11 protein-coding genes are annotated in these 15,090 nt (G+C 37.9%); all 11 read right to left on the minus strand.

Annotated elements, in window-relative coordinates; genetic code table 11:
* Positions 1 to 14: 14 nt before the first annotated feature.
* Complete coding sequence (locus ACQ2HF_RS03715; RefSeq protein WP_432412178.1) at positions 15 to 1,688, minus strand: carboxypeptidase-like regulatory domain-containing protein; 1,674 nt, start codon at positions 1,686 to 1,688, stop codon at positions 15 to 17.
* Between the two features lie 28 nt (positions 1,689 to 1,716).
* The gene (locus tag ACQ2HF_RS03720; RefSeq protein ID WP_432412179.1) at positions 1,717 to 1,908 is read right to left on the minus strand and encodes a hypothetical protein; all 192 of its coding nucleotides are present in this window, start codon (positions 1,906 to 1,908) and stop codon (positions 1,717 to 1,719) included.
* Positions 1,909 to 2,213: 305 nt separating this feature from the next.
* Entirely contained in the window at positions 2,214 to 4,454 is a 2,241-nt protein-coding gene (locus ACQ2HF_RS03725) for a S9 family peptidase (protein ID WP_432413051.1), read from the minus strand.
* A gap of 349 nt (positions 4,455 to 4,803) precedes the next feature.
* Positions 4,804 to 5,001 (minus strand): hypothetical protein, encoded by a 198-nt coding sequence (locus ACQ2HF_RS03730; protein WP_432412180.1) that lies wholly within the window; start codon positions 4,999 to 5,001, stop codon positions 4,804 to 4,806.
* Positions 5,002 to 5,026: 25 nt separating this feature from the next.
* On the minus strand, positions 5,027 to 5,446 hold the full coding sequence (locus ACQ2HF_RS03735; RefSeq protein ID WP_432412181.1) for a hypothetical protein: 420 nt from the start codon (positions 5,444 to 5,446) through the stop codon (positions 5,027 to 5,029).
* Between the two features lie 380 nt (positions 5,447 to 5,826).
* Positions 5,827 to 7,467 carry a helix-turn-helix domain-containing protein gene (locus ACQ2HF_RS03740; RefSeq protein WP_432412182.1) on the minus strand — a complete coding sequence of 547 codons (1,641 nt, stop codon included), beginning with the start codon at positions 7,465 to 7,467 and terminating at the stop codon, positions 5,827 to 5,829.
* 126 nt (positions 7,468 to 7,593) lie between these two features.
* Positions 7,594 to 8,670, minus strand: a complete 1,077-nt coding sequence (locus ACQ2HF_RS03745; RefSeq protein ID WP_432412183.1) for a PA0069 family radical SAM protein — start codon at positions 8,668 to 8,670, stop codon at positions 7,594 to 7,596.
* Positions 8,671 to 8,756: 86 nt separating this feature from the next.
* Positions 8,757 to 9,539: an enoyl-CoA hydratase/isomerase family protein gene (locus ACQ2HF_RS03750; RefSeq protein WP_432412184.1), complete on the minus strand. Its 783-nt coding sequence runs from the start codon at positions 9,537 to 9,539 to the stop codon at positions 8,757 to 8,759.
* A gap of 81 nt (positions 9,540 to 9,620) precedes the next feature.
* Positions 9,621 to 11,036: an ATP-binding protein gene (locus tag ACQ2HF_RS03755; RefSeq protein WP_432412185.1), complete on the minus strand. Its 1,416-nt coding sequence runs from the start codon at positions 11,034 to 11,036 to the stop codon at positions 9,621 to 9,623.
* 160 nt (positions 11,037 to 11,196) lie between these two features.
* Entirely contained in the window at positions 11,197 to 11,733 is a 537-nt protein-coding gene (locus ACQ2HF_RS03760) for a CopD family protein (protein WP_432412186.1), read from the minus strand.
* 193 nt (positions 11,734 to 11,926) lie between these two features.
* Positions 11,927 to 15,040, minus strand: coding sequence for a VPS10 domain-containing protein (locus ACQ2HF_RS03765; RefSeq protein ID WP_432412187.1), 3,114 nt, complete (start codon positions 15,038 to 15,040; stop codon positions 11,927 to 11,929).
* Positions 15,041 to 15,090 lie beyond the last annotated feature (50 nt).

Raw genomic sequence — 15,090 nt, forward strand, 5'->3', positions numbered from 1 at the left:
AGCAATTTTAGGTTTTATTGAAAGATAAAATTGTCCAACGTTACCTTTTCTGTAAATTGAGAAAGATTGACCACCTTTACTTGTTTTGTTTCGGTTGTCAGGCCAAAATTTCTATACAAGGTATATTTTAAGTAGGTTGGATTTTTCTGCGCTTCTTCTTCCAACGCCCTAATGTTTACACGCCAACTCCCTTTAGACTTTTCATCTACACTATATTCTTTTATGGCATAGCCCTGTTCAACTTCCTCCTTCATTAATTCAATATTGTCAAATTTTGTGTGGTTCCAGATAAAAAACTTATTCTCTGGACTTACAAATTGCACTTCAAAATCTTTTGACGGGTTGTTCCATTGCAAAACAATCCGGATATCCTGCTTTAGTTTCGCTGCAAGAAAATCGTTTGGAAGCGTTTGAAAAGGAACTTTGTTTTTATGAAAAGCCAATAAATGCCGTATCTCATTAATCGCAATATCCTGTATTCCCGTACAATCTACATTTGGGATTGTATTGAAAATAATTTGATAATATAAGGCAAAGGCAGTATCGTAATCTCCCGTTGCTTCACTTGCCATCGCTAAATCCAGATAGGATTGAGATTCGCCCGGGCGAAGTGCAACAATGCGTTTGTAAACACTTAGTGATTTAAGAAATTCTTTACGTTCATCTAGTTTATACGCATAAGTTCTTAATGCCTTGGTGTTATTACTTGCTTCTTTGGCAATGTTGGAAAGAACCTGAAACGAAAAATTGGCATCCCACTTCAAAAAATAATCTGAGACTGAAACGTAGTAAGGTATGGTATTATAATCTCCAGAATCACGCTGGGTCTGGTATATATTTTTTGCTTCTTCAAAATTGGTCGCTTTTTGAAGCGACAGTAAATAAGGTTCAAAAGTTGGCGCATTTTCTATGGTAACGATGTTCTCTTTATACTCGTTTCCTTTTACCAATAGGGATGCTTGTTTTTGTTCTGGAGTAAACGCATTTCCTTCTCCTAATTGTGTCGTGATGAGTATGGCACCACCCGCACCTAGTTGTCCATAACGAAGCGTCGCATTTAAAGATTTTAAGAGAGCGATTTTTACTATTTGAGTTGGGCTAATAGCATTTAGAATGGATTGATCAAAAACAGCCCCGTCTATAACCACAATAGGCAAAGCAGTGTTCAGGCTTCGGTTTTTGGTGAAAATAACACTCTGTTCTTGTCCTTGCAGCCCAAACACTTCGGTACCAGGCATGGTTCTAATAATGTCAAAAACATTAGTATAGGATTGGTTTATTTGGTCTGCCGTAAGCGTTTGTGAAGTACTGTAGCCTAGCGCGTCCCTATTTTGTTTTCCGTATGCCGTTTCTTCCGTTTTTTCTTTAGCTTCTTTTTTAGCTTTTATAAGTACTTCATCCAGCAATTCTGCATCGGTATCTAATACAATAGTCATGCTAGTGGATGGCGTTGCAACTACTTCTTTGGCTTCCGTCCCAAAATAGGAGATTACCAATACGTTGTCATCTCCTGCTTTTATACTGAATTCACCAGCTGCATTTGTAATGGCTTCAGTAAAAGTGTTTTTAACCGTGATTATGGCGCCTTCAATAACGCCTTTTTCTGAAACTACCTTTCCCTGGGTTTCCTGCGCAAATTGTATGGCAGTTACCAACAGAAAACAAACTAAAACACTTTTTTTTACCATTTCCTGAAAAAATTTGAAAGCAAAAATATTAATAAAGAAACGTATCCAACGTTATTTTTTGGTTGTATTCTGAAAGATTCACCACTTTTATTTCTTTAGTTTCGTTGGGCAGCCCATAATTGCGGTACAGCGTATATTTTAAATACGAAGGGTTTTCTTCTTCGGCTTCTCCAACATAATTTACATTTATGAGCCAACGCCCTTGCTCGGCTTCGTCCAAAATAAATTCTTTGGATACTAAACCATCTTTTATTTCATTTAAATCAAAGTCTTAATTAAAAGACGTTATAGCAAAGAACACGTAAGAAACGAACCGTTCTAAAGTATAGTGTTTTTATTTTGAAGCATAATAAGCAGGTTAAAATCTTCCATCAAATTACGCCTTACTATCGAAGTTTACAACCTAAGTAGGTCGTGATTTATATATCTAGAGTATAACTATGGGGTTTAAAAGTTCAGGTTTTTCCATAAAAAAGACGCCCTGTACAGAGCGTCTTCTCAAAAATTGTTGGTGTTGTTTTGTAATTATCCTTTTACAGGAACAATGGTTTCTGGTTTAAGATGCTGGGCAAAGAAACCCATCATTGCTTTATATAATTGTAATTGATTTTCCTCCTTGCCAAAACCATGACCTTCATCATATTTTACCAAATAGGGAACTTCAATTCCTCTATCCCGTAAGTTTTGCACCATTTGGTCTGCTTCATTAATATTTACACGAGGGTCGTTTGCTCCTTGTACTACAAAAAGTGGCTTCACAATAGCTTCAGGATGTAATGCTGGTGATATTTCGTCCATGATAGCTTTTTCTTTAGGATTGTTTGGGTTGTACCAAATTTTCTCCATTAATGCTCTGTACTTTTCCCAATACGCAGGAAATGTATCCATAAAAGTGTTCAGGTTACTCACCCCCACATAATCCACTCCACAGGCATATTTTTCTGGGGTTTTTTGCATTCCGCGTAGGACTGCATAACCGCCGTGGCTTGCCCCATAAATTGCAACTTTATCTTTATCTACCCATCCCTGATGTACGACATAGTCTACACCATCTTCCACGTCGTCCATTGCTTTGCGACCAATTTGACCAAATCCGGCTTTTAAAAATTCCTTTCCGTAGCCTCCAGAAATTCTGAAATTTACGTGCAATGTAGCATACCCTCTACTGGCAAATAATTGTGCCGCTGGGTTAAAACCCCAAGTATCCCTAAGCCCTTGCGGACCTCCGTGCGGATTCACGATCAAGGGCAATTTTTCACCTTTTACAGTTCCGTTAGGCAAGGTTAGGTAACCGTGCAATGTTAACCCGTCTCTACTTTTAAAGGTAATGGGTTTCATGAGTGCCATATCTTCTGCCTGTAGCTGTGGAAGCAATTTGTACAACAGTTTTACAGTATCCTTTTTTACGTCATACAAATAGTATTCGCCTACAATTTTATCGCTTGTAACTACAACAAGATATTGTAATTCATCGTCGGTACGATCTACAGTAAAAAATTGCTTTTCGCCAAATTCTTTTTGTAACCGTGTATAAATAGTTTTATAGGTTGTACTCTGCGGAAGTACCACAGCCTTTTCTGCCGTATATGAAAAATAGTCTATTTCATAATTACGTTTTCTGGATAACGAAATTCCTGAAACATCGTATGTTTCATTCTTAAATACAGTCTTTATTTTTTTATTTTTCTTTAGATCGTACAATTGAATCTCCAGCTTGTCGGTGCCCAGGTTAGAAAGCACATATGCGTCGTGTGGATTTTCAGTATTGGGATTGAAAGAGCTAATAGCAAAAACATCCCCAAATTCTGCTAAAATAATTTGCTTAAACGCTCCGTCCATTTTGTAGAGTACTTCAGTTTTAACACCATCTACAATTCTTGAAATAGCACGTAAATTCCCTTTACGGTCAAAATTATATCCTGCAACCGGTGGGTTCCCCTCTATTACCGAATATAATTTTGTGATTTCTCCTGTATTAATATTTAAGCGGTACGGCTCCTCTTGTTGTGCATTGTCTTTGTTCATTTGCACAATTACATGGTTTTCATCTTCTTTTAGTCCTTCGATAATATTTACTTTTACACCTTCAAAGGGAGTTAATTCTTTAGAATTTTTACCATCAATATCAACTCCAAAAAGATGGTGGTTTTCATTACCTCCTTTATCTTGAAGGTATAAAATACGCGTATCGTTTGCCCAAGCGTACCCACGAATTAAATCTTCGCCCTGCTTCATGAGAAGGGTTTCTTTTTGAGTAGCTGTTTCTTTAAGGTAGAGATCACGCTCGCCAGAACTTCGACGTTTCATATAGGCAATATACGTTCCGTCTGGAGATAATTTGAATGAGTATGCCTCAGGTGTTTTAAAATAATCTTCTACAGCATATGTATAATCTCCTTGTTCCAAAGCAGCAAGTTTTGAGATTTCAGCATCACTGGAAGGTAGCGAAGTATTTCCTGGTTTTGTTTTTACTATTTTCTGTAAATCAAGTGGGTATTCTTGTCCCATTTGTTGGTATGTACCAGTTATTGCCTCTCCCTTTACAGTGCCTTTATAAGCCATCTTTAATTTTGCTGAAATAATCGTTAGTACGTTATTTTCCAAAACGGCACTATCCATCTCTATCCCTGTTGCGCCTTGCATGGGGACATCCATAGTTGCTATGAGGTTATCGTTGGTGGTAGTGAGGTTATAAATTAATTCCATTTCCATACCCTGTACTTCCAAAGTGCCAGAGTAAGTTCCGTTTAATTGTTGTGCATGCATTATATTTCCTATTAAGAGCAATGCGAAAATACATATATAGTGTTTTATTGTTTTCATCTTTTTTAATTTTAAGTGTTTCCGTTATTAAAGCCAAGACAGGATAATACCTATGGTAATTTCTACGATTGTTATCATGATAATTTATTTAAAAGATTAATACTACTAGGAGATAAATGGCGGCTCCGATTACAATGCCAATTCCAAATTTTATAAATTGAATTCGTTGTGTGGTTTTGTTTTTCATATGTGGTGAAAATTTAAATGAATATATGCTGCGATATAGGTATATGCCATAATTGTAAAAGCGATACACCATAGTAGGGTTTGTTTCTTCGGTTTTTTCATGGTTTTACTTTTTTATGGTTTTTGAAAGTTGAAGCGCAAACACATAATAAATTAGTACGATTGTTATGGCAAACCAAAACCGAATAGACGTTATATTTATAGCTCCTTTTGAAATATACTCCGTTAAGATTTCTGTTCCAGCCGTAAGGATTCCCATTGTAAAAAGGGCTAATGCTATATGTTTGTTATTACTATTTTTCATGACTTTATTTTTAATATTTTATTTATTACAAGATGTTCCCATCTTTAATTTTTACAGTCTCGCTTATCTCAGCAGATTTAAATGTGAGTTCAATAAGGTCTAGGGTGTTATATCCTGCTACTGTACTTTTTAAATAATCGTTTATTCTAGTGGCTTCTTCAACTACGGTCCCTTCGTACTTACAATTTTTAAGTATATAAGAAGCTTTTTGGTTGGTAAAACCATCTTCTTTACTAATCTGAAGCCCATATGTTGAAAGGCTAAATTTCACATCTTCGCATTCGCAATGTTGATCGATTGCTTTTTCAAGTTTGCCCGTTACTCCAGTATGTAATGTTATGCCTGAGTACATTCCAAAACCAAAGGGTATGGAGATAAATGTTACCATAACAATTACAAATGCGATGCTAATTCTTTTTGCAATTTTGTTGTCTTGTGTTTTCATACTTGTTCGTTTTTTGATTCCCGCTTGTTTCGGGGTTGTGATTGTTTGATGAGACAAATCTGCAACATAGTACTCCTATATAAAAGAGAAGCCACCCCATTTTAGGAAAATTGGGGTGGCTGTTAAATGGTGTCGTGCGTTTAATTTAGTGGGCTAAGGGACTTTCTTCTGAAATTTTAAAAACTAAAAAACTGGCTTCCCTAAATTTATAAATTTGGGTTTCGACGGGGGTTTTTTAGTGGATACTACGGTTTTGGAAGATTGTAAATTCTTATTGAAAGTGATCCTATTTCAGATAAAATACGCGAGAAATGTTACACAGAGATTCACGGAGAAATACTTAGTAATTTTAAAAATCGTACCTCGTACCTCAAAATTTATTAGGCGATATTTTTAATGTTCTTAATGTAGAAAGAAGGGTTAAGTCCCGTATCTTTTTTGAAGTATTTGGTAAAGCTATCGGCGCTTTTGTAGCCTATTTCTTCGGCTATAGATTGGATGGAATACGACCTGAACAACACATCATTCTTAATACGAACAATGGCATAGTTAATTCTAAGGTCATTTATGTACGTATTGAAGTTCTTCCCAAAATGCGCGTTGATTACTTTGGAAAGATAGGAGGTATTGGTGCCAATTTTCTTGGCAACATTGTAGGAGTTGCAGTCTTGTTGTAAAAAGTATTCTTTTTCTTCCAGCTTTTTTAAGCCTGTAAGGATTTGCTGTTTGGTTTCTTCAGGAACATCGGTGGTTTCCTTTTCTTCTAGTTCTTCATCTTTGGTATCTATAATTTCTTCGGGCGATTGGGCGGCTTCAATTTTTGCGAGTAGGGCTTCAAATTTTGCTTCGTTTTGCCTTTTGGTTCTGTAAAATTTCAGCAGAAAAAATAATAATAACAGTATAACCAAAGAGGCGCCCAACAAAACATATGTCAGATTATTTTGGCTTTGTTCTTTCTGGACCTTTAATGCATCAAACTCTTTTTTAAACTTTTCCCTTTCATCTGTAAGAATTACTTCCTTTGCGGTATCTTTTAACTTGGTATATTTTTCCTGGGTAGTAAGGTGTTTTTCAAAATAGTAGCTCGCACGTTCAAAATCGCCGGTATGTTTGTACGCTTCGGCCAATTGCTCATAGTAATCACTCATAAAACCTTCTTCGGCAGTGGTGACCTTATAGTCATCAAGTCCCTGCTGTAGAATTCTTTTGGCTTCTTCGTGATTTTTGGCACCCACTTCAACCTTGCCCAAATTATAGGCTTTATTTAATGCAATAATATCATACTCACTTGGGCATACGCCATATCCTTTGTTGTATCTGTCCCTGGCTATTTTAAAATTATTTTCTTCGAAAGCAATTTCGGCTTCCAACATATATAGAAACGCGGCGTTGCAGGAATCTATTTCTTTAGTCAGAAACCCTTTCACTTTTCCAGCAAATATTTTAGCCGAATCCAGCTGTTTTGCCATCACGTACGTTCTGCCTAATGACGTATATGAATACATTACTATATTGTTCTTGTCTTTTTGTGTGTAGGCAGAATCCAACTGTTTTTCTTGATAATAGGCAAGGGTTCTTTTCCGTATGGCTACTGCTTTTTTTGTGTCACCACTCATATCCATAATGGTAGCAATTTTGTTGAGTGCTGCTTCCCGGTATTCGTCATTACCATAGGCTTCGGCCAACTCAAGTAATTCATTATAATACTCCAGTTGCTCGTTTGCCGAAGTAACCACCATTTGCAAGTCTCCTAAAAATAAAAGTGCTCTTAGTTCCAGTTTTCGCAACGTATGAGTCCTTGCAAATACTAAATTCTTTAAAGCTTGCTCATTAGCACTTTTATAGTCCCTAATGGTAACAAAATGTAACGCAACCGCCTCCATACCAAGCCATTCATTTTCTTTATCGCCTTCCTTTTGTGCTTTTAAAATATATGCTTTGGAAGCGGTTAATGACTTTTCGCTTTCTATAAAACGATACGTATTTATAGTATCCCTAATAGCATCAAAAGATAATGACATGAGTTCATTTTCCGTTTGAGAGGAAACTGTGAATACAGAAATAAAACTTATGAAAAATAAAAAACACGTTCGCATGACTATTGGTAGCTGATGGGTAGTAATTGTAACAGGCTTCAAAGATACTATTTAAAATAAACGCGTCTGCGGATTCTTAAGCTGAAGATAATGCGATGCATCCAGCGGTAATAATTTCTGCTGCGGAAGGTATTTCCTTTTCGCCAGTGCCATGGTTTCTTTAATCTGAAGTGCAAACTCTCCCTCGCCACGCATACGGGTTCCAAAACGACTATCGTTTAACGTACCGCCGTGACAATGGGCTATCTGATTTAAAATCCGTTCGGCTCTGTCTGGAAGTGCTTTGTGGATCCAATCGCTGAAAATTTCAGCTATCTGGCCATTTAAGCGTACCACAGTATAGCTAACATCCTTGGCACCTATTTCTGAAACTTTCTTCACCAATGGAAGAATCTCGTGACTATTCAATGAGGGGATGATAGGCGCCATCATTACCCGTACGGGAATGTTGTGTTCTGAAAGTACCTCCACCACCTTTAACCGTTGTTTAATAGTTGCGGTTCTTGGCTCTAGTAATCTTCGGGTTTTTTCTGAAAGTGAGGTGATAGATATGTTTACTGAAATACAATTAAGTTTCGCCAATTCCTTCAGGATATCCAGATCTCGTAAAATCAAACTGTTTTTGGTAATGATGCCCGTGGGGTGTTTCCATTTCAGCATCTTTTCTAAACATTTTCGGGTAATTTCGAGTTTGCGTTCTATAGGTTGGTAACAATCTGTATTTCCTGAAAATACAATAGGATGCCCCTCCCATGACTTTTTAGTGATATGTTTCTCTAAAAGTTCTGGCGCCGTGGTTTTGTAAAGAATGTTTCGCTCAAAATCCAAACCCGCTCCGTAGCCCCAATATTCATGGCTGTTACGGGCATAACAATACACACAGCCATGCTCGCAGCCTTGATACGGATTGGCAGAAAACCCCATTCCAACATCTGGGCTGTTTACTTTATTAACAAATGTTTTAGGGAATACTTCTATGTATTTTGTTTGGTTGGTGTCTGCCAGTTCACCTTCGGCTTCACAATAATTCAAGAAATCGTCCCGAAGTTCGTGGCTCAATTCAAAAAACCGATTGTGGATACGCTTTTGCGCACCGCGACCTTTCTGGTGTTCGGGGAGTTGGGACATAAAAAAACTTTGAAAAGATGGTTCTCTTCAAAGTTATTTAATATTAGGAATATTTCCTAGTTTATTTGGATTAAATCCAATAGATTTTATTTTCCAGGAAAATCAGCCTTCCGTTTCTGTAAAAATGCCTGGGTTCCTTCTTGGAAATCGGCTGTACCGAAACATTTTCCAAATTGGGTGATTTCTGCTTCAAAACCATTCTCGCCATCTTCAAAACCTGCGTTGACAGCTTCAATCGCTGCTGCTATAGCCACAGATGAATTTCTTTTAATCTTGGAAGCAAGTTTTTCAGCAAACGGCAGTAACTCTTCCAAGGTGGTTACGTGATTTACCAACCCATATTGCAACGCTTGGTTGGCATCTATCATTCCTGCAGTCATAATTAGTTCCATTGCGCGGCCTTTACCTACTAGCTGTGGTAAGCGTTGTGTTCCTCCGTATCCTGGAATAACTCCTAAAGACACTTCTGGCAAGCCCATTTTGGCATTGTCACTGGCAATACGGAAATGTGCCGCCATTGCTAATTCCAATCCGCCGCCCAATGCAAAACCGTTAACAGCCGCAATCACTGGAGTAGATAAATGCGCCACAAAATCGAATAGTTTTGCCTGCCCTTCTGCGGCCAGTTTTTCTCCTTGCGAAACTGAAAAATCTGCAAACTCACTAATATCGGCACCAGCCACAAAAGCTTTTTCACCACTTCCAGTAATAATAATAACCTTTGTTTTTTTGTCTTCGTCGGCCTTTTTAAAAGCTTTATGCAATTCATTAATCGTTGCCTGATTTAAGGCATTTAGCTTTGAAGGTCTATTTATAGTAATAGTAGTAATATTATTTTCTAAAGCTGAAAGAATATTTTCGTAAGCCATTTTGATTGAGATTTGAGGATTTTGTTAGACTGTAAAATTACGAAAAAACACAAGTAATTCGCCTACGTAAAGACGCTTATCTTAATGCTGAATAGGGAAACATACAGTAAATGTAGTACCGTCATTTTCGGCTGAAATGAATGTGATTTCACCTTTATAGGTTTCCACAATATTCTTTACCATCGCTAGGCCAAGCCCCATCCCACTGCTTTTGGTGGTAAATTTAGGCTCAAATACAAGGTCTTTATTTTCTTCCGGAATTCCCAAACCATTATCCTGTACCATAATACAAACTGAAGTCTCTTTTTTAAAGACGTGTACTTCAATTGTTGGAGTATCTGGTTCTCGCAGACTAATAGCATGAATGCTATTTTTTACCAAATTGGTCACAATTCTAATAAGCTGGGTGCGATCCAGTTTGGAAATAATTTCTTCATCTTCAGCAAAAAAGTAAATATAGCTTTCGTTAAATATGTCCAACGCCAATTTGGTGATTTTTACTACATCTAAGGTTTCATCTTTTTGAGCAGGCATTTCGGCATAAATACTAAAAGCAGACGCAATATTGCTCATAATATCTATTTGCTGAATAAGCGTATTGCTATACTCATCAATCTTTTCTTCTATCTGTGGATCTTCGGCATCAAATTTCCGTTGAAAACTTTGTACGGTTAAGCGCATAGGCGTCAGCGGATTTTTAATCTCGTGTGCTACCTGCTTTGCCATTTCCCGCCACGCGGCTTCGCGTTCACTCGCAGCAAGTTGAACGGCACTATTCTCCAACTCGTCTATCATACCATTGTAGGCATTTACTAATGTTGAAATCTCTTCAGTAGAGCCTTCAATTTCTATACGTTTGTTTCTTTTATTAAGGCGTGTTTCTGTAATTTTTTGGCTTACTGTATTGAGTGATCGCGTAATATATTTGGAAAGAAAATAGGCTAATGCAATAGCGATAAGAAGCATGAAAAAATAAGCAATCCCCAACCGTGTCAGGCTTTCTTTCAGCTCTTTATTAATAAAACCGTCATCTTCAATATAGGGTAGGTTTAAGATTGCTAAAGGCTTAAAAGAAAGATCGGTTATATAAGTGTATGAAGACTGGTATTCCTGTCCATTTTCTTCAAATTCTACCACATATTGCTTGTCTGGCGAAGCACGTAACTTGTCCAGCACACCAAAAGGCATTTTTTGGTGGCTCGGATCTTTTACAATCCTTGCTTGGGACGACTTTAATAAATTACCTTCAAGATCATACAGGTAAATTTCCAACCCATGAATTTTCTTGATATCGAAAATTTTATCCTTGTAAATTAGTGGTATTTGTTCGGTCTCTAAGGCAAATGTGGTTTCCTCCAGCACATAGTCCAAGTGCTTTCTTATATTGGCTTCTTTTCGCTCCAGTCGTTCCCGGTGATAATCTTCTGCCTCCTCGCGATACTGAAAAATTGTAACCATCGCAATCAATACCGAAGCCAACAGGACGAGTAAAATCATCGAGAAGAAAATACGGTTTCGTAAGGAGCTTTTGTAAAAAGACACTAGTTAAAATTTATGGGAAGATAGCGACATTTCGACTATGCTCCCTGTGTTATCAAGATTTTAAAGGGTTTTTAATCAAATATTGAACCAAAGAAATTATAATCCCAGAACTAGCTTATGACTTCTCGCGAATTCGTTTATAAATTTTGAAGCCTAACATCAATAAAATAGCAAAAACTATAATTCCAAGGGTGCCATAAATCCAGTTTACAGCGTTTTTTAAGAGTACTAAAAATACGACTGAAAAAAGTATAATTGTAGCTCCCTCGTTAAACAACCGCATCCAGTTAGAACTGTGTTTATATGAGTTATTTTGATGTGCTTTAAAGATAAGATGACATTTTATGTGGTAGATAATGAGTGCCGCTACAAAACCTAATTTCACCTGCATCCAGGTATCGGTAAGCCAGAAAGGACGCAATGCTATAAGCCAAATCGCGAATACAAGGGCTAAAATCATAGACGGCCAGGTAATAATGTACCACAAGCGCTTGGTCATTATTTTATATTGCTCGCTTAAAATTTCTCTGTCTGGACTTTTCTTTTGTTGTGCTTCAATTTGGTACACAAACAATCGTACTATATAAAACAAGCCCGCGAACCACGTGATAACAAAGATAAGATGGAGCGATTTTATATAATTGTATTCCATAGTGCAAATATAACACGACCTTTCGATACAATTTTTTAAAAAGCGATGCTTTTTAAAAAATCACTCAGGAACCTTTCAGTTGTCTAACTGTTTCATAGTATTAAATTAAACTCACAATCTATGGTTCCTTGAGTGTTTTTTTGAATTGGCATGACCAACTCAAAAAATGTATAGAAAGGCCGAAATGTTATTCTTATTCTTCTACAATTAAATAATTTAACTGCTTCGTATTAAAAACAGCATTAAAAGCTTTAATCTCTTCCGAAACCAAGGTGTCAAACTTAACCAACTCGGCATTTACCTGCTGTGTTAGTTCATTTTTTACGGCGATGTCTTGCTGTGTTGGCGGAAAATCGTCCATACTTACCAGACTGTTTAAATGCGCTAGTTTGTTAGTCAATCTAATGGGGAAATTTAATGGATCTTGACCACTTTTATTCTGCGTCTGGTAGAGTGCTTTTTCAATTTCTGAAAATTGCTCGCTTAGTGTTTTCGCTTTTTCTGTTAGATCTTTCACAGATTCATCATCCTTGTACTGCTTCTGAAAAGCTTCCAACTGTGTATTTATTTTCCGAATATTCTTAATAGATTGATGCGCCTTGTCTACTGTAGTATTTACATCTGTCACAAAATCGTATTGCTTTTGCATTCCTGCAATATCCGTTTCGGCATTCTTATCGGGTACAATATTAAAATTCTGAATTAATGGTGTTTCGCCTTCAATTTCTAAAACTACTGTATAGTTTCCAGGAACCGCTTGTGGAGCATCTGTACTTGCCCACCACAAAATCATTCCGTCTAAACGTTCGGCTCCTTTGCCCCGCATATCCCACGTATGGTAATTAGCTCCTTTCTCCGTTTTTAATTCTTTTATATTTTTTTCAGCATCTTTCTTTGTGCTGAATTTTTGAATGGTATCCCCACGACTATTCAAGTAGCTTAAATTCACTTTCTTTTCAGCAGGATCCTTCAGGTTAAAATACGTCATCACACCACTTGGATGGTTGGTTCCATTTGTTAAAGAGCCACTTCTGGAATTTCCTCCCATTCTATATGTGTCCTTAGGTTTAAACAAAAAATTATCTTTCCCTTTTGCATCTGCTACTTGATGAAGTATTCCTAAGTCATCAATAATCCAAATGCTTCTTCCCTGCGTTGCTACAATTAGGTTGTTGTCTTTCAATGCTAAATCTGTTATAGGAACAATGGGTAAATTGAGCTGAAATGGTTTCCAATTGGCACCATCGTCAAACGAAATATACATTCCTGTCTCAGTTCCTGCGTAGAGCAATCCTTTACGTTTTGGATCTTCACGCACCACTCTTGTAAAATGTTCTGAAGCAATCCCATTCGTAATTTTAGTCCACGATTTACCGTAATCTGAAGTTTTATATAAGTAGGGCGCAAAATCTCCTAATTTGTATTTTGTTCCTGCAATGTAGCAAGTCCCCGCATCAAAGACTGAAGGTTCCACACTGTTAATCATCATCCATTCAGGCATTCCTTTTGGAGTGACATTGCTCCACGTTTTTCCACCATCCTGACTCACGTTTACAAGTCCGTCGTCACTTCCTGTCCACAAAACTCCTTCTTTTACAGGGCTTTCGGCCGCGGCAAAAATGGTACAATAATATTCTACCGATGTATTATCCTGAGTAATAGGTCCTCCGGAGGATTTCTGCTTTTCAGGATCATCCCTGGTTAAATCTGGACTAATTACGTCCCAACTCTCACCCTCGTTGGTCGTAACATGCAAATGGTTGGAAGCAGTGTATAATTTCTTCGGATTATGGGGTGAAAAGAATATGGGAAAATTCCATTGGAAACGGTATTTCATATCCTCCGCTCCATGTCCCATAGGGTTGTCTGGCCACACACTAATACTTCTCACTGTGTTTTTATCGTGATTGTAACGGGTTAAAAAGCCGTCGTAACTACCTCCATACACAATGTCTGGGTTGTTTGGATCTACAGCAATGTGGGCACTTTCACCTCCTGCTGTGCTTTCCCAATCATCTTCAGAAATACTCCATCCCTCGGTTCTATGCGAAATGCGAACGGTGCTGTTATCCTGCTGTGCTGCGTAAATTTTATATGGGAAACTATTGTCTGTCGTCAAGCGATAAAATTGTGCTGTGGGCTGATTGTGATAGGTACTCCACGTCTCTCCACCGTCATAACTTACCTGGGCACCACCGTCATCTCCAATAATCATTCGGTTAGAGTCTTCTGGTGAAATCCACAAATCATGATGATCTCCATGGGGTGCGTTGTAGGTTTCGTAGGTCTTTCCACCATCGGTACTTTTGTGGTAGCGAACATTTAGAACGTACATTACGTCTTGGTCCTTAGTATCTGCATAAATACGAGTGTAATACCACGCTCGCTGGCGCAGTTTACGTTCACTATTTATTAAGCTCCAGGTTTCGCCTCCATCATCACTTCTATAGACACCACCTTTTTCTTTATTTTCAACGATTGCCCAAACACGGTCGCTGTTTGCAGGGGAAACAGTTACCCCAATAATTCCCAATGTATCTGTAGCAAAGCCTTTATTTTTTGAAATTTCTTTCCAGGTTTCACCACTATCTGTACTCTTCCATAGGGCAGATCCATCACCACCACTACTTAAACTATAAGGAGTTCTTTGTACATTCCACGTAGAAGCATATAGCACACGCGGGTTATTAGGGTCCATAATCAAATCTACAGCACCGGCGTTTTCATTAGCAAAGAGCGTTTTTCTCCAAGTTTTTCCCCCGTCGGTGCTTTTAAAGACACCTCGTTCCTGGGTAGGTTTGTAAATATTGCCCATCACAGCAGCGTAGACCGTATTGTAATCGGTTGGGTGCACGGCAATTCTAGGAACGTGACGGCTGTCTTTCATTCCTGCGGAAGTCCATGTTTTTCCAGCATCTTCACTTTTCCACATTCCGTAGCCTGAAGAAACATTTCCACGAACCGTTTTTTCACCACCGCCCACGTAAATTACATTTGGGTCGCTTTTGGCAACTTCAATAGCGCCTATACTTCCTCCAAAAAATCCGTCAGATATATTTTTCCAGCTTCTGCCGCCATCTTTGGTTTCCCAAATCCCACCACCTGTGCTACCAAAATAATACAGATTTGGCTTTCCGGGAACACCAGTAACTGCGGCACTCCGACCCCCTCGAAAAGGACCAATAAGACGGTATTCCAACGCCCCGTACAGAGCTTCGTCATAGGTTTGCGCGTTGGTATTTTCAGTGAAAATTCCGAAGAAAGTGGTTGCTAATAGTAATGAAAGGAGGAGTTGAAAGTGTTTCATAAACAAATTTTTGTAAAAGTTTGTTTAAAGATAATGTTTCGGGTTTTATT

The organism is Rasiella sp. SM2506, from assembly GCF_050859505.1.
In the GTDB taxonomy this organism is placed as follows: domain Bacteria; phylum Bacteroidota; class Bacteroidia; order Flavobacteriales; family Flavobacteriaceae; genus Marinirhabdus.

Coding starts and splice junctions, on each gene's coding strand:
- ACQ2HF_RS03715 (WP_432412178.1), bottom strand. CDS start 1,688: ATGGTAAAAAAAAGTGTTTTAGTTTGTTTTCTGTTGGTAACTGCCATA.
- ACQ2HF_RS03725 (WP_432413051.1), bottom strand. CDS start 4,454: ATGCATGCACAACAATTAAACGGAACTTACTCTGGCACTTTGGAAGTA.
- ACQ2HF_RS03730 (WP_432412180.1), bottom strand. CDS start 5,001: ATGAAAAATAGTAATAACAAACATATAGCATTAGCCCTTTTTACAATG.
- ACQ2HF_RS03735 (WP_432412181.1), bottom strand. CDS start 5,446: ATGAAAACACAAGACAACAAAATTGCAAAAAGAATTAGCATCGCATTT.
- ACQ2HF_RS03740 (WP_432412182.1), bottom strand. CDS start 7,467: ATGTCATTATCTTTTGATGCTATTAGGGATACTATAAATACGTATCGT.
- ACQ2HF_RS03745 (WP_432412183.1), bottom strand. CDS start 8,670: ATGTCCCAACTCCCCGAACACCAGAAAGGTCGCGGTGCGCAAAAGCGT.
- ACQ2HF_RS03750 (WP_432412184.1), bottom strand. CDS start 9,539: ATGGCTTACGAAAATATTCTTTCAGCTTTAGAAAATAATATTACTACT.
- ACQ2HF_RS03755 (WP_432412185.1), bottom strand. CDS start 11,036: ATGATTTTACTCGTCCTGTTGGCTTCGGTATTGATTGCGATGGTTACA.
- ACQ2HF_RS03760 (WP_432412186.1), bottom strand. CDS start 11,733: ATGGAATACAATTATATAAAATCGCTCCATCTTATCTTTGTTATCACG.
- ACQ2HF_RS03765 (WP_432412187.1), bottom strand. CDS start 15,040: ATGAAACACTTTCAACTCCTCCTTTCATTACTATTAGCAACCACTTTC.